At 41.2% G+C, this 23,214-nt stretch carries 17 protein-coding genes; 13 read left to right on the forward strand and 4 right to left on the reverse strand.

Annotated features, from left to right (window positions below; all coding sequences use genetic code 11):
• Nucleotides 1-73 precede the first annotated feature (73 nt).
• The 3 genes from H5160_RS15195 to H5160_RS15205 all read left to right on the forward strand — a co-directional run bounded on the left by H5160_RS15195 (nucleotide 74) and on the right by H5160_RS15205 (nucleotide 3,586).
• Entirely contained in the window at nucleotides 74-697 is a 624-nt protein-coding gene (locus tag H5160_RS15195) for a methylamine utilization protein (RefSeq protein ID WP_182737894.1), read from the forward strand.
• Complete coding sequence (locus H5160_RS15200) at nucleotides 687-1,919, forward strand: hypothetical protein (protein ID WP_182720102.1); 1,233 nt, start codon at nucleotides 687-689, stop codon at nucleotides 1,917-1,919. The genes H5160_RS15195 and H5160_RS15200 overlap by 11 nt, the downstream gene beginning before the upstream one ends.
• A 65-nt stretch (nucleotides 1,920-1,984) precedes the next feature.
• Nucleotides 1,985-3,586: a methyl-accepting chemotaxis protein gene (locus tag H5160_RS15205; RefSeq protein WP_182720101.1), complete on the forward strand. Its 1,602-nt coding sequence runs from the start codon at nucleotides 1,985-1,987 to the stop codon at nucleotides 3,584-3,586.
• Between the two features lie 180 nt (nucleotides 3,587-3,766).
• Here the strand turns inward: H5160_RS15205 and speE are convergent, their stop codons facing one another.
• A complete protein-coding gene (gene speE, locus H5160_RS15210) occupies nucleotides 3,767-4,630 on the reverse strand; it encodes a polyamine aminopropyltransferase (protein ID WP_182737896.1) in 864 nt (287 codons plus the stop codon).
• A 199-nt stretch (nucleotides 4,631-4,829) separates the two neighbouring features.
• Here speE and speA point away from each other — a divergent pair, with 199 nt between their 5' ends.
• From speA to H5160_RS15230, 4 genes are read left to right on the forward strand one after another with little or no spacing between them, the layout of a single operon-like run.
• Nucleotides 4,830-6,710 carry a biosynthetic arginine decarboxylase gene (speA, locus tag H5160_RS15215; protein WP_002959544.1) on the forward strand — a complete coding sequence of 627 codons (1,881 nt, stop codon included), beginning with the start codon at nucleotides 4,830-4,832 and terminating at the stop codon, nucleotides 6,708-6,710.
• Between the two features lie 60 nt (nucleotides 6,711-6,770).
• Nucleotides 6,771-7,649, forward strand: coding sequence for an acyltransferase (locus H5160_RS15220; RefSeq protein ID WP_024596785.1), 879 nt, complete (start codon nucleotides 6,771-6,773; stop codon nucleotides 7,647-7,649).
• Nucleotides 7,650-7,674: 25 nt separating this feature from the next.
• Nucleotides 7,675-8,595, forward strand: coding sequence for an acetyltransferase (locus H5160_RS15225; protein ID WP_182737898.1), 921 nt, complete (start codon nucleotides 7,675-7,677; stop codon nucleotides 8,593-8,595).
• A complete protein-coding gene (locus H5160_RS15230; protein ID WP_039490513.1) occupies nucleotides 8,592-9,851 on the forward strand; it encodes a mechanosensitive ion channel family protein in 1,260 nt (419 codons plus the stop codon). The genes H5160_RS15225 and H5160_RS15230 overlap by 4 nt, the downstream gene beginning before the upstream one ends.
• Here the strand turns inward: H5160_RS15230 and chrA are convergent.
• Entirely contained in the window at nucleotides 9,808-10,962 is a 1,155-nt protein-coding gene (gene chrA, locus H5160_RS15235) for a chromate efflux transporter (protein WP_182737916.1), read from the reverse strand. The two genes, H5160_RS15230 and chrA, sit on opposite strands and share 44 nt — an antisense overlap.
• Nucleotides 10,963-11,152: 190 nt before the next feature.
• Between chrA and H5160_RS15240 the strand changes: the two genes are divergently transcribed.
• On the forward strand, nucleotides 11,153-11,785 hold the full coding sequence (locus H5160_RS15240) for an OmpA family protein (RefSeq protein WP_002959537.1): 633 nt from the start codon (nucleotides 11,153-11,155) through the stop codon (nucleotides 11,783-11,785).
• Here the strand turns inward: H5160_RS15240 and H5160_RS15245 are convergent, their stop codons facing one another.
• Entirely contained in the window at nucleotides 11,786-13,564 is a 1,779-nt protein-coding gene (locus H5160_RS15245; protein WP_182737900.1) for an ABC transporter transmembrane domain-containing protein, read from the reverse strand.
• A gap of 89 nt (nucleotides 13,565-13,653) precedes the next feature.
• Between H5160_RS15245 and H5160_RS15250 the strand changes: the two genes are divergently transcribed.
• The 5 genes from H5160_RS15250 (at nucleotide 13,654) to pulA (ending at nucleotide 22,237) form a co-directional block, all read left to right on the forward strand.
• Nucleotides 13,654-14,052: a DUF3224 domain-containing protein gene (locus tag H5160_RS15250; RefSeq protein ID WP_182712836.1), complete on the forward strand. Its 399-nt coding sequence runs from the start codon at nucleotides 13,654-13,656 to the stop codon at nucleotides 14,050-14,052.
• 17 nt (nucleotides 14,053-14,069) lie between these two features.
• Nucleotides 14,070-14,252, forward strand: coding sequence for a hypothetical protein (locus H5160_RS15255; RefSeq protein WP_182737902.1), 183 nt, complete (start codon nucleotides 14,070-14,072; stop codon nucleotides 14,250-14,252).
• Nucleotides 14,253-14,870: a LysE family translocator gene (locus H5160_RS15260; protein ID WP_182737904.1), complete on the forward strand. Its 618-nt coding sequence runs from the start codon at nucleotides 14,253-14,255 to the stop codon at nucleotides 14,868-14,870.
• Nucleotides 14,871-15,036: 166 nt separating this feature from the next.
• Complete coding sequence (locus H5160_RS15265; protein ID WP_182737905.1) at nucleotides 15,037-17,910, forward strand: TonB-dependent receptor; 2,874 nt, start codon at nucleotides 15,037-15,039, stop codon at nucleotides 17,908-17,910.
• A 22-nt stretch (nucleotides 17,911-17,932) separates the two neighbouring features.
• On the forward strand, nucleotides 17,933-22,237 hold the full coding sequence (pulA, locus tag H5160_RS15270) for a pullulanase-type alpha-1,6-glucosidase (protein ID WP_182737906.1): 4,305 nt from the start codon (nucleotides 17,933-17,935) through the stop codon (nucleotides 22,235-22,237).
• A gap of 87 nt (nucleotides 22,238-22,324) precedes the next feature.
• Here the strand turns inward: pulA and H5160_RS15275 are convergent, their stop codons facing one another.
• Nucleotides 22,325-23,074, reverse strand: coding sequence for a MipA/OmpV family protein (locus H5160_RS15275; protein ID WP_182695853.1), 750 nt, complete (start codon nucleotides 23,072-23,074; stop codon nucleotides 22,325-22,327).
• Between the last annotated feature and the right edge of the window lie 140 nt (nucleotides 23,075-23,214).

Raw genomic sequence — 23,214 nt, forward strand, 5'->3', positions numbered from 1 at the left:
TTTTAAAAAATAGAAAGAATTTAGTGGTTTAATCGGTCTATAATGTAAACAAATTGATAATAGCGACAAGAAAATGATAAAAAGCTTACTTTGTGTATTTTTACTAAGTGTTAGTACTGGAGTTTTTGCAGCAAATATAACAATTAAAAATGCTAATAATAGCCCATTACCTAATGCTGTTGTGTGGCTAACTGCAGGAGACTCCTCTAGCATTATTCCTCCAGAAGCACCTTATGCGATGACCCAGCAAAATCGAGAATTTAAGCCGCGTATTTTAGTTGTCCCACAAAATGCAAAGGTGGAGTTTCCGAATGCGGACTCAATCATGCATCATGTTTATTCATTTTCTAAAGCTAAAACATTTGAATTAAAGCTATATAAGGAGCACCCAAAAGCGCCCATTACTTTTGATCAAACAGGGGTTGTTGAGCTTGGCTGTAATATTCATGATTGGATGTTAGGTTATATTGTGGTGGTCGATAGTACTATTTTTGCAATCACTGATGAAAATGGTCATGTTGATTTAAATGCCAATGTAGGCGAATACACATTAAGTGTTTGGCATTCTGGGTTTAGTGATATTAGTAAGGTTGAATCTCAAACTGTTACTGTGGCTACTAACCCGATCACTTATAAGGTAAAGCAGGAAATTGCAGAGCAAATTGACTTTGCTACGGATGAATTTGATGACTATTAATCGCTTAACGAGGCTGATATTTTTAGCCGGTGCTTTATGTTTTAGTAATGCATTGTATGCACAAGTAAAAGGCTTGATACAAATTAGAGCCGTGCAGGGTGACGATACACGTAGCTTCCAAGAGGGCGGCCTTGGGCTATATCGACACGATACTAAAAGCGACGAACTTATTTTATCCCAAGGTATTTTAGATTTTAATGTTGATTTAGCATCTAGTTGGTCGGCTCATGGGGTGTTAAATGCGAATCAAGATCCTGACGTTGGCCTTGGTTTTACGCAAGCTTATGTAAAGTATCAGCCGCTATCTAACAGCAACTATAAATGGCATGTGCGTGTAGGGGGCTTTTATCCACTTATGTCGCTTGAAAACCCTGATATAGGGTGGACTTCTCCTTATAACTATACAAACTCAGCTATTAATAGCTGGATTGGCGAGGAAGTACGCACTGTTGGCGCAGAGATAACTATTAAGCGCCCAGCAAAACGTTTTAACAGCGCTCATAGCTTTAGTTTTGTAGGTGCTACATTTAAAGGCAATGACCCTGCCGGTACTTTACTTGCTTGGCGTGGTTTTGCATTACACGATAGGCAAACTACATTTAGCGAAAGTGTTAAATTTGCGCCTGTAGCGGCATTAAATGCGTATGAATTACGCTGGCAAGCTAATCAGGTTTTACCGTTTGAAGAAGTAGACGGACGTTTTGGCTATTACGCTGGCGTACACTGGGATTACTTAAAAAAATCACAATTTCGAATTTATTATTACAACAATAACGGTGACCCAACCACACTTAATATTAGTACAGGGCAGTATGCTTGGGATACTCGCTTTACAAGCGCCGCTTGGCTTTATAAGTTTAATAATAAAACCCGCTTTATAGCACAGGTACTTAATGGTAAAACCGAAATGGGCGCTAATGCTTTAATAGATAATGCCTTTTACAGCCATTATTTAATGTTAAGCCATAAAGAAGGCAAGCATCGAGTTTCTGTACGCTACGATTACTTTAAAGTGACAGATAACGACACTACTGCGTTTGATCCTAATGCAAGCAATGGGGAAGGTTTAACCGCAACATGGCGCTACCAGCTCACTAATAAACTACAAATAGGGGTTGAAGGTTCTGCACTTAAAAGTGTTGCAAAAAATAGAGAGCCAATTGGATTTAATGAACGAATCTCGCAGCAGCAAATAATGCTAAACGCTCAATGGCGATTTTAGGTTTTATAAACTAGATTTATTATCAAAAAGGTAGGTATTAAATATGGTTTTTTTTGGAGTAAGTAATGAATTTGAATAGTATCCGCGTCAAAGTCTCTTTTCCTATTGTTATTTTAGGTATTGCTATCTTGTCGTTAATTATTGGGTATTCATACTTAATTAACTTACAAAAAAATGCATTAGATGTGCAATCCGATAAATTTATTAAGGCTGTGTCTCTTGCTTTGAGTGCAGACAGGGATTTGTATCAAGCAAAGGTTGCTGAGTTAAATTTAGTCGCACATAACGACAATAAAGAAGCTTATTTGCAAGAGCATAAAGAAAATGCTGAGCAAGTAACGCAAAGGTTAGAGCAGTACTTAGCTTTGTTATCGGATTATCCAAAAGCTATAAATGGGCTTCGCGGTTTTGATGATACTTATAATACTTGGTTAAACGCTTCACTGGCCTATATGAATGATAAAACAAATCTAAAAAAACAGTCTCAATCAGAAAAAGCATTTGACGAATTAAGAGCTACGCTTGATCAAGCTGGTGAATTAGCAGAGCAAACATCGGTTGAAGAAGTTCAAAAACTATCAGACACAATTGCTTCAACTAAGTTAACTATGCTTATTTTTGTCATATTAATTTTATTAGTGGCGTGTTGGTTTAGTTACCTTATTCCTAAGCAATTAACACAGCAAATTAACTATGTAACTTCTCGTATTAACGATATAGCCTCTGGTGATGGCGATTTAACTGGCAGGATCGCTATAACGTCTAAAGATGAGTTTTCTGAACTTGCAACGCAGTTCAATCGATTTCTCGACAACTTACAGCAATTAATTCGCGATATTTTAGAGCAATCAAAAGAGCTAAGTGAATTAGGAGGTGAGTTAAGTCAGGTTGCAAATAAAAACAATGCTGTAAATCAAACGCTCAGCCAAGCCTCTGAGTCAATAGTAAGTGCAGTGCATGAGATGAGTGTAGCAAGTAGAGAAGTTGCAGGTGTTGCTCAGCAATCATCAACAGAAGCTGATAAATCGTTAAATTTAGCTCAGCAAGGACTAACAGCGGTTGCGCACTCTAGTTCTCGTATTATTTCTTTGTCGCAAAATATGGAGCAAGCTATGGCGCGCTCTACAGAACTACAACAAAGTTCTGATAACATTGCCAAAGTACTTGAGGTTATTCGTGCAATTGCAGAGCAAACAAATCTGCTGGCGCTTAATGCTGCTATTGAAGCCGCGCGAGCTGGTGAATATGGCAGAGGTTTTGCTGTGGTAGCAGATGAAGTAAGAACATTGGCTACACGCACGCAAGTAAGCACAAACGATATTCAAAAAATGATAGAGCAATTTGCAACGAGCGTAGAACAATCAATTAAAGCGATAGATGAAGGTAAGCAATTTGCAGATGATGCGGTTGGCTCGTTTAGTCAAACTAATGATGTGCTTAATGCAATGCAAAGCTCGTCTACTAAAGTAAATGATATGGCGATGCAAACAGCGCAAGCGACTGAAGAGCAGACAACGGTTGCAGATGAAATAAGTCAAAACCTATCATCATTAAACGATCAAACTTTAGAAGGGGGGGCGCTTGCTCGAACTACTGAGGATGTATCTAAAAAAATGGAACAATTGACTGATGAGCTAAATCACTTAGTACATCGATTTAAAGTTTAAATAAGCTGATTATTTGGTTAGATAGCTCTTTAAGGTTTTAAAATATAACTGTACTTATGTTGTTTGTTAGCTCGAGTTCAGTTTGAATAGTCATTATAAATATAAAAAGGGACTTTAAAAGTCCCTTTTTTAATGCAATTTTAACCTTGAGAAGTCAACAAAGCCTAAAGTGAATTAGTATTATTTTTTATCAAAAGCGCGTTTCATGTAGTTAGGTGTAGCGAGTGCACCATGATGAATACCGCTGTTGTAGTATTCACTTTGCTCAGCTATTTGTGCTGCGCCGTCTTCTCTAAAACCGTCAAATGCTTGTGATTTACGTGCAAGTGTTACCGACCATAAACCGCTTGGGTAAATTGGTTGCGGGAATGGCAGTGTTTGTAAATCGTTAAAGCCTACGCTTAGCATTGCTTCGCGCATTTCAACTAATAATGGCATATGCATAAGAGGTGATTCGCTTTGTTGTACTAAAATACCACCTGGGCGCAGTGCATCTAAACAGCTTGTGTAAAACGCATGATTAAATAAACCTTCACCTGGACCCACCGGATCGGTGCCATCAACAATAACCACGTCGATAGATTCGCCAGCAGCTTCGCGCATGTATTTAATACCGTCGTCAAACATAACCGTTGCACGGGTGTCGTTGTTAGATTCACAAAGCTCTGGGAAGTATTTTAACGACATTTGCGTTACTACTTCGTCTATATCTATTTGCGTTACAGTTTCTACGCCTGGGTGTTTTAATACTTCGCGTAAAGTACCGCAGTCGCCGCCGCCAATGATAACGACGTTTTTAGGGTTTGGGTGCGCTAAAAGTGCAGGGTGGCTGATCATCTCATGATAAAAGAAGTTTTCGCGGGTTGTTACCATAGTACACCCGTCGATGATCATTAAATTACCAAAGTCTGTGGTTTCAAACATTTCTACCTTTTGAAAAGGAGACTGTTTTTCATCTAACTTTTTATTAATACGTAATGAAAATGCGCTGCCATCGCGGTCGCTAATTTCAGTAAACCACTTACTTTGATCTAAATTTGCCATAGTTACTATTACACTTTTTTAGGTTGAGTATGAAAAAGGGGCAATTCTGCCAGTGCTTGGCGTTTTGCTCAATGACATTTTAACTGATTTGACGAATAAAGTTAGTTAGGAGTGAGTGAAAGTTCAATTTTTGTTAGCCTAGTGGATAGTGACGTATTAAAATGCGCCTTTATACCTAATTGACTAAAGAAGAGTTGCCATGACCTGGGGTTTAGAAACAGCACGCGCCACTTATAACGTTGCTCATTGGAGTGATGGTTATTTTGATATTAACGCACAAGGCGAACTGGTGGCTTACCCAGATGGCGACCAAACAAAACCGGCCATTTCTTTAACGCAATTAACTGAGCAGTTTAAACAACAAGGTTTAACATTGCCGGTTTTAGTGCGCTTTACCGATATTTTAAAAAATCGTGTAGATACGCTCACTAACGCGTTTACGCAAGCGCGAGCAAATCGTGAATATAACGGAAAATATACCTGTGTTTATCCAATTAAAGTAAATCAGCAACGTTCTGTAGTAAGTAAACTATTAGCGCATCCAAGCGGACTTGTTGGCCTAGAAGCCGGCTCAAAGCCAGAACTTATGGCTATTTTGGGTGTAGCAAAAGAGCCAATTACAATAGTGTGTAACGGCTATAAAGACAGTGAGTTTTTACGCCTAGCGTGTATTGGTCAAGCAATGGGCCACAGCGTAAAAATTGTGGTAGAGAAGCTTTCAGAACTGACCACACTACTTGAAGAAATAGACAACCTAGGCATAGAACCTGCTATTGGTATTCGCATTCGCCTAAACTCAGTAGGCAAAGGCAAGTGGCAAAACACGGGCGGCGAAAAAGGTAAGTTTGGTTTAACGGCAGGCCAAGTACTAAGTGCTGTTGAAGTGCTGAAAAAGCATAATAAGCTGCACTTAATGCAAATGGTGCATTTTCATATTGGCTCTCAAATTGCCAACATTCGTGATATTCACCGTGCTTTGCGTGAATGTGCACGCCACTTTGCTGAGCTTACACAATTAAACGTACCGTTAAACACCGTTGATGTAGGCGGCGGCTTAGGCGTTGATTACGAGGGCTCTGGCTCACGCAGTGCGTGTTCAATGAATTACACCGTAGAAGAGTACGCGCGTAATGTAGTGAATGCATTTGCAGAGGTGTGCGATCAGCATAACCTTACGCATCCGGCCATTATCACCGAATCGGGGCGCGCTTTAACCGCTCACCATGCGGTATTAATTACCGATGTAATTGACGTAGAAAAAGCGCCCAATCATTTAAATCCAGAGCCACCGCTTGAAAATAGCGCGTTAGTGCTTGATGAAATGTGGCAGTGTTTACAGCGTTTAAACCCGCGTATGGCACTTGAGATTTATCACGACGCTATGCACTTATTTAGCGAAGCGCACGATCAGTACGTGCATGGCTTAGTAAGCATGCTAGAGTGGGCGAAAATAGAGCAGCTTTACTTTACTATTTTACATCGTGTACGTGCATCGCTTAGTAATAATGCGCGCGCGCACCGTGAAGTCCTCGACGATTTAAACGAAAAGCTTGCCGATAAACTCTTTGTTAACTTTTCATTATTTCAGTCATTGCCTGATGTATGGGGTATTCAGCAGTTGTTTCCGGTTATGCCAATCGAAAACTTAACTCAACCATTGACTCAGCGCGCGATTATTCAAGATATTACCTGTGACTCTGACGGGCAAATCCGCGAATACGTTGAAGGCGCAGGTATCGAAACCAGCCTACCAATACCAGAATATAAACACGGTGAGCAATACCACATTGCTATGTTTATGGTGGGTGCATATCAAGAAATTTTAGGCGATTTACATAACCTATTTGGTGACACTGATTCTGTGCATGTAGAGCTTAACGATGAAGGTTATGTGTTAACCAATGCCATAAAAGGTGATAGCGTTAAGGATGTATTAAAGTTTGTTGACTATGATAGCGCCATTTTAGCTGACAACTTTGCGTACCAAGTTAATAAACTTGATGTATCAGCGCAGTGTAAAGAAGGTTATTTAGCTGAGCTTAATGCAGGCCTTGAAGGCTATACCTATTTTGAAGATTAATTTGTAAGCAACTGAAAGCGCAGTATTAGTGGCTGCGCAATGTTTAAAGGAATGGAAGTAATGTCAGTTATTCGCGGTGTATTTAGTATTATTTTTTACACAATAAACACACTTTTTTGGTTTGTGCCTATTTTTATTTGTGGGCTTATAAAGCTTATACCTATTAAGCCTCTACAAAAGGTTATGAGCTGGGCTGCAAAGCAATTTGCAACTATTTGGGTAACCTTTAATAGCTTAAATCAAAAGTTATTTACGCAAACTAAACTTAATGTAACTGGCCTTGAAGACCTTAAGCTAAAGGATTGGTACCTAGTAATTGCAAATCACCAAAGCTGGGTCGATATTTTAGTATTGCAGCGCGTGTTTAACCGTAAAATTCCATTTTTAAACTTCTTTTTGAAAAAAGAGCTTATTTACGTGCCTATTCTAGGTTTGTGTTGGTGGGCGCTTGATTTTCCGTTTATGACTCGCACGAGTAAAAGCCAATTAAAAAAGAATCCAAAGCTGCGAGGCAAAGACTTAGAAACCACGCGTAAAGCCTGCGAAAAATTTAAAGAGATGCCAGTAAGTGTGGTTAACTTTGTAGAAGGCACTCGTTTTACTACACAAAAGCACGCGCGCCAAAATAGCCCGTTTCCACATTTATTAAAACCAAAAGCGGGCGGTATCGCTTTTGTAATGCAAGCGATGGGCGAGCAAATTACTAAAGTGGTTAACGTTACAATTCATTACCCTGATGGCATTCCTACATTCATGGATTTTGCAGGTGGTAAGGTAAAAAATATCAACGTACACGTGGATGTAAGGCCTGTAAGCGAAGAGCTTATTGGTGACTACACCGGCGATTCTGAATTTAGAGTACGCTTTCAAAGCGAGCTAAATCGTTTATGGGAAAATAAAGAGCAAACATTACAATCGCTCGAAAAACACCCCAAATAAAAGGCAAAAATATGAGCTTACAGTTATGCTAAAAAAGTGGTTACCAAATTGGCTTAACGGCTTAATTGTGGGCTGCGTATTGTTTTCTAATGTAATGCTTTTTGGCTCGCTAGTATTTGTACTAGGGCTTATTAAGTTATTACTGCCTTTGTCTGTTGTTAACTCTTTATTGCACAGCGCTTATCGAGGGTGGTGTAATGGCAATCGGTTTGGCTTGTGGCTAGGTTGTCCTAATATTGTGGTTGATATAACTGGCGATTTAAATTCAAAAAGTTGGTATTTACTTATATGTAATCACACGAGTTGGTTAGATATAACCGTGCTTAGCTCATTACATGCATTACCAGCCCCTAAGTTTTTTTTAAAAGATGAATTAAAATACGTGCCTTTTATTGGCACTGGTGCGTGGGCTATGGGTATGCCGTTTATGAAACGGGTAAGCAAAGCACAGCTTGCTAAAAACCCAAAATTGAAAGGGTTGGATGTAGAGCGCACAAAGCACAGCTGTCGCAATTTTCGTCACTATCCTACTACCATCGTTAATTTTGTTGAAGGCACACGCTTTACGCCAGCTAAGCATAATCTGCAGCAAAGTCCTTTTAAGCACTTATTAAAACCCAAAGCGGGTGGCATTGCTTTTGCGCTTGAAGTGCTAGCCAACCAATTTGATGCCATGCTAAATACAAGTTTAGTGTATAGCGGTAAAACAGATCACGTTTGTCGGAACTTACTCAAAGGCGAGCTAGATTCTATTTATGTTTCAATAGACGTAACGCCCATTAATGACAATATGCAGGGCAGCTATCAAACCGATGACGTATTTAAAGCTAATTTTCAACATTATGTGAATGAGCTATGGGTTGCGAAAGATCAGCAGCTTGCCGATATTTATGCTCAACAAGATTTACCTGAACCACAAATCAGTAAGGAAATTGAAACACTATGACCAACACCCACCTACAGGAGTTAATCGCTCCTTGGTTTGAAAAAGTACCCGATGCGGATTTTCTTAGTTCTATTACCGCAGTTTCAATAGGGATTTTTTCTTTATTAATTGTTTACTTATTTACTCGTAGGTTAATGTTACCAGGCATTCAAAAAGTGGTAACTAAGCTTTCGCCTCAACGTATTGGTTCGTTGTCGCCTATGCTTAATAAGCTTAATAGACGTATTGCAGGTATGCTTTGCAGCGTATTATTTTTGGCGACCTTTGACAGTGTTTATCCGGTTAATGAGCTGACCGCTGAAATTTTGAAAACGGTTGGCCAAGCCATACTAATTATTCATGTAGGTTTTATTTTTAGCAGTATTGTAAGTATTGCGGGTTCTATTTATAACCAATTGGAGTTTGCACGCGAAGTCCCTATTCAGGGCTTAATTCAGGTTGTTAAGCTAATCACCTTTATTGTGTGTGCTATTTTAATTGTAAGTATTTTCCTTGAGAAGTCACCCACTTATATTCTCTCTGGCTTTGGTGCTATTGCTGCTGTTACGTTATTAGTATTTAAAGACACTATTTTAGGCTTTGTAGCTAGTATTCAAATCGCAGCAAATCGCCTAGTAACCTATGGTGATTGGATTCAAGTAGAAAACTACGGCGCCGATGGTGAAGTAATTGATTTGGGTTTAAACACTGTAAAGGTACGTAACTGGGATAACACCATTACAACTATTCCAACTTATATGCTAGTTGCGGGTTCGTTTAAAAACTGGCGTGGTATGCAAGAGTCGGGCGGTAGACGTATTAAACGTTCACTTAATATAGATATGCACAGTATTTGTTTAGTAAGTGATGAATTTAGAAAGCAAATAGATGCGGCTATTCCGCTTCATGACTATATCCGAGTGACGACATTACCCGCTCAAGTTTCTAATTTAGGGCTGTTTCGTCGTTATGCTGAGGGCTATTTAAAGCAGCACAGTAAAATTAATACGTCGCTTACGTTAATGGTACGAGAGCTACAACCAATGAACCACGGGTTACCGATTGAGTTTTATTGCTTTAGTGAAGACAAACGCTGGATTTCGTACGAGCATCTACAAGCCGAAATAATGGACCATTTACTTGCAGTATTGCCAGTGTTTGGGCTTAGGGCATATCAAAGTGTTAGTGGGCAATTAAGCCCTCCTAACGAGCAACAAACAGATAAGCCAACATTTAGAGTGATGGCAAATAGTGCTGCAAAAGACCCACAGCAATAAATAAAGCTAAGAGCCACCAAATAGGTGGCTTTTTAAGTCGCAGCCATGCAAATGTAATTATTACTAACGCAACCTGCCAAAGGTTATGCACAGCCGATGTCCAAATTGGTGAATACAATGCGGCCGCTAAAAAACCGACTACCGCTGCATTAAGCGCCGCTATTGAACTTGCAAAACGTGGCTTACTTGCCAAATTAATCCAACTCTTCTGAAACGCCAGTATAAGTAAAAAACCAGGCATAAATATAAGCAGTGTAGCTATAAGGGCACCCACTAAAGGTTGCTCAGTAGTAAGTTGTGCGCCTAAGTAAGTAGCAATAGTAAACATTGGCCCTGGCACTGCCTGTGCACTCGCGTAAGCACTTAAAAACTGATCATCACTCAATGCTGGTACGCCAGCTTGAAGTACCGGCAGTACTACGTGTCCGCCGCCAAACACCATTGCACCCGCTTGGTAAAAAGGGGTAAACAAAGCAAACTCATGCCCTAGTGGAATAAAGCTAACCCCAAGTAAGAGTGCAAATAACCCCAGTGCAATCCAATTAATATTACTGTTTTTACTGCTAACATCGTCTGCTACTGTGCCAAGTTTTAATAAAGGCCAAATAGCACCTACTGTTGCAGCAGTGATTAAAATCGCTATTTGAGTACCCATCATTGGAAATAACACCAAGGCAAGTGTACTCATTATCGCAAGTAACTTAAGCGCACCACTTGTACAAAAGCTTTTAGCCATACTAAGTGTTGCATCAGCGACTATAACAACGGCAAATAACTTTAAGCCTGCAATAATTGCAAAGTAAACAGCGTCAAACTGATGGGCACTAGCCGCAAGCAGCACCATTATTAAAAACGAAGGCAAGGTAAAGCCTACAAAAGCAGCTATACCACCCAGTACTCCTGCACGCTCAACACCAATAGCAAAACTAACTTGGCTAGAGCCTGGCCCTGGTAATGCTTGGCTTAAACTAATAAGTTGTGCGTAACGCGTGTTAGTTAGCCAATTTAACGAGTCTACAAAGTGGCGCTTAAAATAGCCTAAATGCGCAGCGGGGCCACCAAAACTCATGCACCCTAGTAAAAAAAATTGTCTAAAAATAGCAATTAACATTGCGCCAATATCCTTTGTAAAATTCATTAAATTGTCACAGCGTAGTATGACATTTTTATTAAAACGGCACATTAGTTTGAGGTCTGTTTAACAATCATGCAAGATGCGCTGCTTTTAACACTCTCTTCATAGTTTGTTCATACATGTATTTGCATACTCTTGCTAAATTCTTAATGAATAGGGTATCACCATGACTTTAACTAAATCACTTTTAAGCGTAACCGTAGTAGCTGTATTACTTTCTGGTTGTGAAATGAATAACACCGGCAAAGGTGCGGCAATTGGCGCAGCAGCGGGTGGCGTATTAGGTAAAGCAACAAGTAACCATAAAGATAAGCGTATTTTTATAGGCGCTGCTATCGGCGCACTAGCTGGCGCTGCAGTGGGTAACTACATGGATAAGCAAGAAGAAGCATTTCGTGATGAACTTGCAGGCTCTGGTGTTGAAGTTGTACGTGAAGGAGATAACTTGCGTTTAGTTATGCCATCTAATATTACGTTTGCGACCGACCAATCTTATATTTCGTCTGGCTTTAATGATACCTTAGATGCTATTGCTAAAGTGATGAACAAATACGAAAAAACGTACCTAAGTATTGAAGGCCACACAGATAGCACAGGTAAAGACAGCTACAACATGAACCTATCGCGTGAACGTGCTCAAAGCGTTAAAAACTACTTAGTGAACCAGCAGATTATGGCTGAGCGTGTAAGTACTATGGGTTATGGCGAAACACGTCCAATTGCGACTAACGATAGTGCAAATGGCCGTGCTCAAAACCGCCGTGTAGAAATTCAAATAGTACCAAACACTGAAGAATAATTAGTCTTTATTAAACTGTAATTCACACAGTTTTTGATACAACGGGTTACTTGCTACTAATTCTTGGTGGGTACCCGTTGCTATAATCTCTCCATTTTCCATTACCACAATCACATCGGCATGTTTAACCGTTGCCAGCCTATGGGCAATAATAAGCGTGGTGCGGTTTTGCATTAAATGCTCAAGCGCTGCTTGTACATGGTGCTCACTTTGAGCATCGAGTGCGCTGGTGGCTTCATCAAGAAGGAGTATTTCAGGGTCTTTTAGTATGGCACGCGCAAGCACAATACGTTGCTTTTGCCCACCCGATAACCGCACACCTTGCTCACCTAAAAAACTGTTATAACCTTGCGGTAATTGTTTAATAAATTCATCTGCATGAGCATGTTTGGCAGCGGCATATACTTGCTCGTCACTTGCTTTTGGGTTGCCGTAGCGAATGTTATGCATTACATCGGAGCTAAACAAGATAGGGTTTTGCGCGACCATACCCATTTTACCTCTGAGGGTATTAAGCGATAATTCTTTAATGTTTATATCTTTAAATTTAATGGCTCCGCTAGCCGGATCGTAAAAGCGCTGTAGTAATTCAAATAAGGTTGTTTTACCTGCGCCAGAAGGGCCAACAATAGCCACAGTTTGGCCTTGAAGTATATTTAAACTTATTTTATTAAGTGCGCTTACGTCTGGGCGAGAAGGGTAGTTAAAGCTTATATTCTCAAGCGTAATAGCAGGGCTGTTACTATTTTTTAGTAAGTTACTATCTTGTGGATTTAGTGGGTTTTCTATCTCACTTTTAACAGCAAGTAACTCAAGTAATCTTGCAGCTGCGCCTGCTGCGCGTTGTAGTTCGCCATATACTTCAGCAACGGTTGCCACCGACATTGCTACCATAATAGCGTAAAACACAAAGGCTCCTAGCTCACCGCCAGTCATGGTACCTGCTAATACGTCGCTGCCGCCGACCCACAGCATTGCGCTAATAGCACTAAAAGTTAAAAATATTACCGCTGCAATTAAAAACGAGCGTTGTTTAATGCGGCTTTTAGCCACATTAAAGGCTTTTTCGGTTTCAAGTGCAAAAGCGTGCTGCTCTTGTTCTTCGTGGCTATAGCTTTGCACTACTTTAATATTTTGAATGATCTCGCCGGCATAGGTGCTTATATCGGCTATGGCATCTTGGCTGGAGCTTGCAAGTTTGCGCACCTTTTTACCAAATACCATCATAGGAACAAGTACCAACGGCACACAAGCAACAACCACTAAAGTAAGTTTTAAATTAGTAAACAACAGCATAGCAAGTCCACCAACCAGCATAAGTACACTGCGAAGCGCCATAGAAAATGATGAACCAATAATTGATTGCAGTAATGTTGTGTCGGTTGTTAAACGCGACATAAGCTCGCCACTGCGGTTTTCTTCAAAGTAGCTTGGATGCAAAGTAACAATGCGATTAAACACGGCTTTGCGAATATCGTTACTGACTCGCTCGCCAATCCACGACATTAAATAAAAGCGGCTAAAGGTGCCTACAGCCAATAAACTAATTAAACCAATAAGCACCAATACAGCTTGTTGTAGCTGATCTTTAGAGCCAGCTATAAAGCCATGATCTATGACAAACTTAACCCCTTGCCCTAAGGATAAGTTAACACCTGCTGTTACTAACAGGGCAGCAAGCGCCGCTACTACCATCCATTTATACGGTTTAATAAAAGCAAAAATAGGTAATAAACTACTAAAAGCGGCTTTTTCGGGCTTAGGGCTTGTTTTTGACATAGTGGATTCTTTTTAAAGGTTAAGGTATAGATATGGCACTAAGATAATAAAAATCAATACTATTAAATATTAGCCAATAAGGAAACGTTATGACTACAGCAACCGTAAGTGGAGAATTTAATGTAAATCTAGCCCCAATTGAAGGCTACGCAAGCGGCCAAAACGGCGTTAATTTAGGGCGTATGTCGATAGATAAAACATTTAAAGGTAGCTTAAATGCCACCAGCCAAGGCGAAATGCTAAGCGCCATGACACCCACACAAGGCAGTGCCGGTTATGTTGCCATAGAGCAAGTAATAGGCGAGCTTGACGGCAAGAAAGGCAGTTTTGTACTGCAGCATTTTGGCACTATGGATAAAGGCCAAGACAGCCTAATTTTAAATGTAATTCCCGATTCAGGCACTCATGAGCTAGAAGGGTTAACGGGCAGTATGAAAATACGTATTGAGCAAGGGATTCACTACTACGATTTTGAATACACCTTATAAGATACACAAGGATTAAAATGCAAAAAGTAATCGAATTTAGAAAGACCCGTTTTTTGGGTGGGGTAGATATAGTCGCACTGAATGACCGCATACAGGAATTAAACCAAGTTGGCTGGAAAGTAATAAACGCAGTGCCATTGACAGGCTTTTATGGCCAAGTGCATGGTTATACTTTGTTTATTGAAACTGACGAGCTTTAGATGACACTTTCAGTATGGTTAAGCCTAGCGGCTATTTGTATGATGGGCGCAATGTCGCCAGGACCAAGTTTAGCGGTGGTTTTAAAGCACTCACTTAACGGCAGTATGAAAAACGGTATGCTTGCCGCGCTCAGTCATGGTACTGGCGTTGGCTTGTATGCTGGTGCATCGTTATTAGGGTTAGGCGCTTTAATGATGCAGTTTCCAACTGTTTATCAAATACTCGTTTACTTAGGTGCGGCCTATTTGGCGTATTTAGGTATAAAAATATTGCTAGCAAAACCCAGCAATAACGAACTTGAAGTACAAAAAAGTGAGGTAAGTGCAGCTAAAGCATTACAAGATGGTTTTGCCATTGCTTTTTTGAACCCCAAGCTCGCTATTTTCTTTTTAGCCTTGTTCTCACAGTTTATTGACCCTCAGCTACTTACTTTAAGTGTGGGCATAATTATGTGTTTAACCGTGTTTGTAATTGATACCGGTTGGTACTTGCTGGTGGCGTTACTGACTGAGGTTTCAAAAAACCGCTTTGGATTTACCAAGCAAAACCCGTGGCTTGATAAAATACTGGGAGTCGTATTTATCGCTCTTGCGATAAAAGTGGTGCTTAGCCTTTAAATAGCGTTCCAAATGTAGGTGTATGTACGCGCATACACCTGCAGCCTAACTCTCATGCCCTGCATACGTATTCATCACATTAATTTTACCTTTTAGTTACAATTTGTTGGTTGTGTTTTGAACAACACAGCAACACCTGACAACAATAACTCAAAGGTTCACACACATGGACAAGTTTAAACTAAGTGCACTTATGCTGGCTTTATTTGCCGCAAATAGTGCATTGGCTGCAAACGAAGGCTCAACAAATCAATCACCCAGCACACAAGCTGAAGATTTAGAAATTATTGAAGTGCGAGGCTTTAGTCGCAGTTTAATCCAATCTTTAAATCAAAAGCGTTTTAGCGATACGGTGTCAGAACAAATTTCTGCCGATGATTTAGGGGCATTGCCTGATATTTCAATGGCCGATGCGCTTACACGATTACCAGGCATTTCAGCAGTAAGAACGGGCGGCCAAGCGGCGCAAATTAATATACGCGGGCTGTCGGGCGGGTTTGTATTTTCAACACTTAATGGCCGCGAGCAAGTATCTACAAGTGGCAGCCGCAGTATTGAGTTTGACCAATATCCGTCAGAATTAATTAGCTCTGCGGCGGTATACAAATCGCCAAAGGCATCGCTTATTGAAGGTGGCGTGGCCGGTACGGTAGAGCTTGAAACCGCCAGCCCACTCAATAACGACCAAACACATAAATTTGTAGCTAATGTGCGCGGTATGTATAACGACCGCGCCTCAGAGGTATCGGATGCCACTGAATTTGGCGACCGAATTAGTTTTTCGTATCAAGGCAAATACCTAGACGACACATTGGGCGTGGCGCTGGGCTATGCGCGCTTGTTTCAGCCAAGTGTAGCAACGCAGTTTATTGGCCTTGCTTACAACGACACAAAAGATGTAGATGGCGCAGCTAACGACACCAATGGCCCTTTAGCTAACCCAGAAAACGAATACATTAGCGAAGGCTTTGAGCTACAGCATTTAGGTGGCGAAGAAACCCGTAATGGCTATTTAGCAGCCATAGAGTGGGCACCGGCAGATAACTTTAAATTAAAAGGTGATGCGTTTTTATCGCGCTTTGATAAAGAGTCGTTTGCCCGTGGCCTGAGGGTTAAATTAGGCGGGCCAACAGCTGCATATGCAAACGCTCAGCTCGACGGTAATGCCGTAATAGGCGCAGCGGTTAATCGTACTTCGCAAAGCTATACCCGCGTTGAAATAGTTAACGACGACAACCAAGACTTTGACGAAGTAGATAGTTTTGGCGTTAATGCCGATTGGCAGGTAACCGATAGATTAAGCGTAAATGCCGATGTGTCGCTTTCTCGCGCAAAAAGTAATTTTAGAAATGGCTTACTGTGGAGCTTAGTAGCAGAAGATGCCAATGCAGAAACGCCAGTATTTGATAACAACGTAGCAATTAACTATCAATTAAACGGCTTAAATTTACCTGACGTTGGGTTTAATCAGGCGGCCGCCTTTAGCGATATAGACCGTGTAATGGTCAGCAAATATGGTATTTACCCAGATCAAACAGAAGATGAAGTAACGGCATTTAGACTCGACTTTAAATACGAGCTAGAAAGCGACATATTTAGCTCAGTAGAGTTTGGTGCGCGCTACTCAGATAGAGAATACAGCCGAAAGCGTTCGGTATTTGAGTACGGTAACGACGGGGCGTTTTCAGCAACGCAACCGCCTTTGAGTTTAACCGACGATATGGCCTCTGTGGTTGACTGGCAGGGCGAGTTTAGTTATTTCCCGTCGTATTTAGCCATTGATTTAGACAAAGCGCTCAATGCGTGGTTTCCAGATGGCACGCCCGAGCCTGTTCAAACATGGGGCAACGCCGATGGCGTAGACGACGCGCAAGGTTACACAACTAACTATTCGTGGACATTGCTACAAAGCGGCTCGGTGTTTGAAGATGTGCTAGCTGCGTACGTTATGGTAAACATTAACACGCAAATAGGGGGGCTCGACCTATCGGGTAATGTGGGTGTGCGCCGCGTTGAAACCGACCAATCAGCAACGGTACTAGAAAACGTAGTAGGCGATGCGCGCTTAGGTGCGCAAAATATTGTTGATGAGAACGGCATTGTAAATGATTTATACGCACCTAATGTATTAGGCACTAAATACACCGACTACTTACCATCATTAAATTTAAACCTGCAACTTAACGACAATTCACTTGTGCGCTTTGCAGCGGCTAAAGTAATGTCGCGTGCGCCAATTAACCGCTTAGCGGGCGATGCCAGTGCAAACGTAAGTGACGATGGTGTTATTAATGGTTCAAGTGCTAATAACCCATTTTTAAAACCCTTTTATGCCGACCAGTACGACTTATCTTACGAATATTATTTTGAAGAAGGTAACGGCACTATCGCAGCAGCGTTATTTTATAAAAATATAGACTCGTTTGTTGAAACCTTATCAATCGAAAACTTCGACTTTAAAGGCAATGGCTTTAACGTACCTGACTCTATAGAAGACCCAGTTAGTGGCGAGCAAGTTGCGACAACAAACGGTATTTACACCACGGCAGTTAATAACGGTGAAGGTGGCTATATCAAAGGGCTAGAGCTTGCTTATACGCAAGTGTTTAGCTTTTTACCTGAGCCATTTAATGGCTTAGGCGCTAACGCAAGTTACTCATACACCGAGAGTGAAATTGAATCGATCACCAGTTTAGGGGGCGGCACATTAGCGCAATCTTTACCTGGGCTATCTAATAACGTGTTTAATGCCACGGTTTTTTACTCAATGGATGATTTTGAAACCCGCTTTAATGTGCGCTACCGCGATGAGTTTGTATCAGAGCAGGTTGCCATTAACGAGCAAGTGGTTAATTTTGATGCTGAAACCGTAGTCGACTTTCAAACCTCTTATCGCTTTAGCGACTCGCTAACAATGCTTTTGCAAGTTAATAACTTAACCGATGAACCAACCCAAAGTTACTTTGGCTCAGAGCAACGAACAGGGACGACTCAGTACTTTGGTCGTCAGTTCTACCTTGGTTTTACATACAGTCATTAATTAGCAAACGGAGCGTTTAAAAATGAAAATTATAACTATGTCTAAATATTTGCTAATAACGTTAGCGTTAATGCTATTAGCAGCGTGTGGTGGAACAGGTGATGTTGAATCTGGTGAACCATTACTTACCTGTAATGTGCCACAAGTCCCTAATGAAGCGGGGTCACAATGTGTCGATCCCGAACCTATATCGTGCCCTGCACCTACAGTACCTGATGAAAATAACGAAAGTTGCGTGGTTGGCGCCGACCCAACCCTGCCAGACCCTGTTGTATTTGCAGGGGAGGGAGAGGCGGTTTTATTTTATAACCGCTTAGCCGATGATAACTACGAAGGCTACCGATTACATTCGTGGAATAACGATGTGTGTGATGCTTATGCACCACCATTTGATACCAGTGATTGGGCTAACGGCCATGAATACGATGGTATTGATCCAAACTACGGTGCGTACTGGATAATTAACCTTAAAGAGGGTTATAACGAATGTGCCAATTTTATTATTCATATTGGTACAGAAGGATCAGGTAAGGCGTTTGGTGATGTGGATTTAACCATGCCGCTGATGCAAGACGATGAAACCTTTCAACGTATGAACTTTACCATTCATGGTGAGCCTTCGGTGTTTGAATATCCTATTTTAAGTTTGGGCGAACGCGCAGTTGCTATAACAGGTGCTTCAGCGCATTGGATTGATTTAAATACTATTTTGTATAAACCAAGTAACGAGCTTACAAGCCTAATTAAGTTGCATTCATCAGCTACGGCTCAGCTTGAAGTGGATATTGATACTGGTTTAAACGGCGATACTGTTACGCTGCAATCAAGCAATATCACTGATGAGCAAGCGTCAAAAGTACCGCATTTAACCAATTGGAACGCTTACGAAGGAAGTTGGGATACAAACACGGCTAAAGCGCTTATAAAATCGCAGCTTGTTATTGCCGGTTACGATAGTGAAGGTAAGCTGCTAGAAGCAAGCTATGTACAAACCGCTAAAGCACTCGATGCCCTTTATACGCAAGGCGAAGACGATGCTAATGAAGCTGTGCTGGGTGTAAATTATGGCAATAACGCGATTGATGTAACTGTGTGGGCACCCACCGCTAATAACATGATGCTAAACGTGTTTGATGATGCAAAAACACAAGTGCACTCTACGCCAATGACATTAAATACACAGACAGGTATTTGGCAAGCAAGTTTAGATATGCAATACGACCGCCACTACTACCGCTTTAATTTTGATGTTTACCACCCACTGACTCAGCAAATAGAGTCGCTTTGGAGTACAGACCCTTACTCACTAAATGTATCTACCAATGGTTTATACAGCCAGTTGATTAATTTAGCCGATGAAGACACTAAACCCGAAGGGTGGGATACACGCCTTATTCCTACTGTAGAAAACCCAGAAGATGCGATTATTTACGAGGGCCATGTACGTGACTTTAGTGCGCGCGATAACAGCGTAACAGAGGCTAACCGTGGTAAGTACCTTGCATTTACTGAGCTAAATAGTGCTCCTATGCAGCACTTACAAACTTTGGCTCAAAATGGCTTAACGCATTTTCATTTATTACCTATTACTGATATTGGCACCATAGATGAAGACGTCAGTAAGCGTGTAGATATTAGCGATACGCTAGGTGATTTATGTGAGCAAATTAATGATGAAGCCGATGCGTGTAAAACCCAAGATAAAAACAGCACCATTATTGATTTAATGTGCGGTTATTTACCAGGCTCAGATGACGCACAAGCACTTGCTAATGCTATGCGCAGCTTAGATAGCTTTAACTGGGGTTACGATCCGCATTACTTTATAGCGCCTGAAGGCTCGTACGCCTCAAGCCCAGAGGGCATTGCCCGCGTTAAAGAAACCCGCGCTATGGTGCAATCACTGCAATCTATTGGTCTGCGCGTAGTGCTTGATGTGGTTTATAACCATACAACATCGTCGGGTATTTGGGACAAGTCGGTATTTGATAAGCTAGTACCGGGTTATTACCACCGTTATAACGAAGTAAGTGGTGAAATAGAGCGCTCAACATGTTGTGAAAATACAGCTACAGAGCATGTAATGATGGATAAGTTTGTTACTGATTCATTGGTTATTTTAGCGCGTGAATTTGGCTACGATAGTTTTAGATTTGATGTAATGGGGCATATGCCAAAATCATCAATATTAGCTGCGCGTGAAGCCGTGCAAGCAGTTGACCCAGATAACTATTTTTACGGTGAAGGCTGGGATTTTGGTGAAGTAGCTAACAATCGTTTATTCACACAAGCTAAACAGGCTGATATGGCAGGCTCAGAGGTGGGTACATTTAACGACCGTATTCGTGAAGCCGTGCGTGGTGGTGCAATGTTTAGCAATAACTCGACAGATGGCAACCTAGCCGAACAAGATACGTTACGGTTATCGCTGGCGGGCAACTTACAAAACTACATTTTAAAAGACTTCAAAGGTAATTCAGCAAAAGGAAATAGCTTTACTTGGAATACGCAACCAACAGCGTATGCATTAGACCCAGCAGATAGCATTAACTACGTGTCTAAGCATGATAACGAAACACTGTGGGATCAGTTGCAATACAAACATGCCTCAAGCATGAGTATTGAGCAACGTGTGCGCGCGCACAACATGGCATTGTCTATTCCACTTATGAGCCAAGGCATTCCATTTATGCAATTGGGCGCTGATTTACTGCGTTCTAAGTCAATGGATCGTGATAGCTATAATGCCGGTGATTGGTTTAATGCTGTTGATTTAACCAAAGAGAATAATAACTGGAACATTGGTTTACCAAACGCAGAGAAGAACCAAGAAAAATGGTCTGAAATTATGCCTATCTCTGCTAATCCAGATGCACAGGCAATGCCGCAAGACATAGCTTATGCAGGTGATGTATTTAACGAGTTTTTACAAATACGTAGCAGCAGCCCACTATTTAGATTAACCACAGAGCAAGATGTCATTGAGCGAGTGGGTTTTCATAACGTAGGTAAAGCGCAGCAACATGGCCTAATTGTAATGAGCATTGATGATGGCGAAGGACTCACAGACTTAGACCCAGCATTTGACGCGCTTGTAGTGATGATTAACGCAACCGAGCAAACCCTTAGCCATACTATTGCCACGGCAGCGGTTTTTGAATTACACGATGTATTAAAAAACAGTGTTGATGCAAGCATGACCGATGCTAATTTTGCTGCTGGCGATAACGAAGGCACATTTACTGTACCGCCTTACACATTAGCTGTATTTACTAAAAACCAAGGTGAGAGCCAAGGTGCTGGTTTAAGTGCAAATGCGACAGTGGGTGCACCTGATGTAGTACCTTATGGCAGCACCGCTGTGTTTGTGCGCGGGACTTTAAACGACTGGGGCACACGCGATGCATTTGAATATATTGGCGAGGGTGAATACCGTATAGCAATTGCACTGAGCGCTGGCGATTACGAATTTAAAATTGCCTCTGAAGATTGGTCTACAGTTGATTTTGGCGCGCTTACTGACGCTGATAAAGATGTAGTTGAAAACCAAAGTGAGGCATTAACGCGCTCAGGTGCAAACATGACATTCAGCGCTGCTATTGATGCAACCTATGTATTTTCACTTGATGCTTCAAACCCTGAAAATCCAACGCTTACTTTATACAACGAAGAGCCATTTATAGGCACTGCTATTTATGTGCGCGGTACGCTTAATGACTGGGGAGTAACCGATGAGCTAAGTTATAAAGGTAAAGGCATTTACACCTTTACTAAAACACTGAGTGCTGCAAGTTATGAATTTAAAGTAGCGTCAGAAGATTGGAGCACGGTTGATTATGGATCGGCTGAGGGTGATGCCAGTGTAATGGTTGGCACCGCTGAGCAGTTGTCGGTTGCGGGCGCGAATATGACCATCGACATTGCAGAAGAAGGTGAATACCAGTTTATATTTGACGCCAGTGATTTAAATAACGTATCGCTAAAAGTGCTCAACGCTGAAATGTTTGCACAAACAACGGTATTTATTCGCGGCAGCTTAAATGACTGGAGTACTGATAACCCGCTTATGTACGAGGGTGATGCAATTTACTCTACATCAATAGATTTAGAAGCAGGTGACTACGAATTTAAAGTAGCGTCTGAAGATTGGAGTACCGTTGATTACGGTGGAGCAGGCGATACGCCGGTAGTGGCAATTGATGAACTAACACTACTTGAAGCCGTAGGTGCCAATATAGCACTAAATATTACCGAACAAGGTACTTACTCCTTCAAGGTAATAGGCCCAGATAGAGAGAATGTGAGCATACTTATCAACAAACAGTAGCGGTTATATTTTCCCAGACCTAAGCCGAGCATAGCCCTGTATGCTCGGCTTTTTTAATGCCTAATTAATACCTAACAAAAGGGGGGATTAAAAACGATAGTTAACCGACATCATAACAGTCGTGGTGTTATCGGTATCAATAATGGGTGAGTCTTCAATATCAGAATCGAGCTGCTTATAGTTAACCATGGCATTTACGTTCCAGTTTTTATTAATGTAATACATTAAAAATAAACCCGCATTGTAGTTAACCGTAGAACCAAGTTCGTAAGGCGCATAGGTGGTAGATTCGCCCAGTGCTACACCATAATAATAGTTAGATACATCACTGCTATTTAGCTCAACACCTACAGAAGGAACGAGCATTAGTTGTTTAGATAACTTAATAGGGTAACTGTAATTGGTTTTAAATTTAGCGCCATCGCCGTGGCCTATTACATCATGGGTAGCACTGGCGCTTATTTTACCAAAGCTTGCAGTGTAACTAACCTGCGTGCCAGCGTAGAGTGATAGCTTTCTATCGTCTAAGGCTTTTATGGCTGCAAGGTCTGAATCTGAGGTATCAAAGTTATCTCCTGGCTCTAAAACTAATGACCAGTTAAAACCTTGCTGCTCCACTAATTTATAATCAAGCGAAAAACCTTTAAAACTAAGCCTTTCGCCTTCGTAAGTAATGATAGGTAAAAATAGCGTTTCACTGTCGGTACCTGCATAAGGTGAGCTGGTAGAAATGACACCGCCCCCTAAAGAAAACTGCGACTCAGCTTGAGCAGTAATGCTGCCAAGTGCAAGTGTGCCAACTAATAACCGTAGTGAGTTTTGTATATAAGTGTTCATAGGAGCCTTGGTGTTAAGTAAAAAGTGAAAATTGTTTGCGATAAGTAAAGTGTGCCGCAACGCTATTAGGCTTTAGTGTAGCTATATTTTTGATTGGCGTTTGTAAGAGAGTGTATGAAAGTTTATCTGAATGTAAGTGG

Origin of the sequence: Pseudoalteromonas sp. SG43-4 (genome assembly GCF_014164325.1) — a bacterium.
In the GTDB taxonomy this organism is placed as follows: Bacteria; Pseudomonadota; Gammaproteobacteria; order Enterobacterales; family Alteromonadaceae; genus Pseudoalteromonas; species Pseudoalteromonas distincta.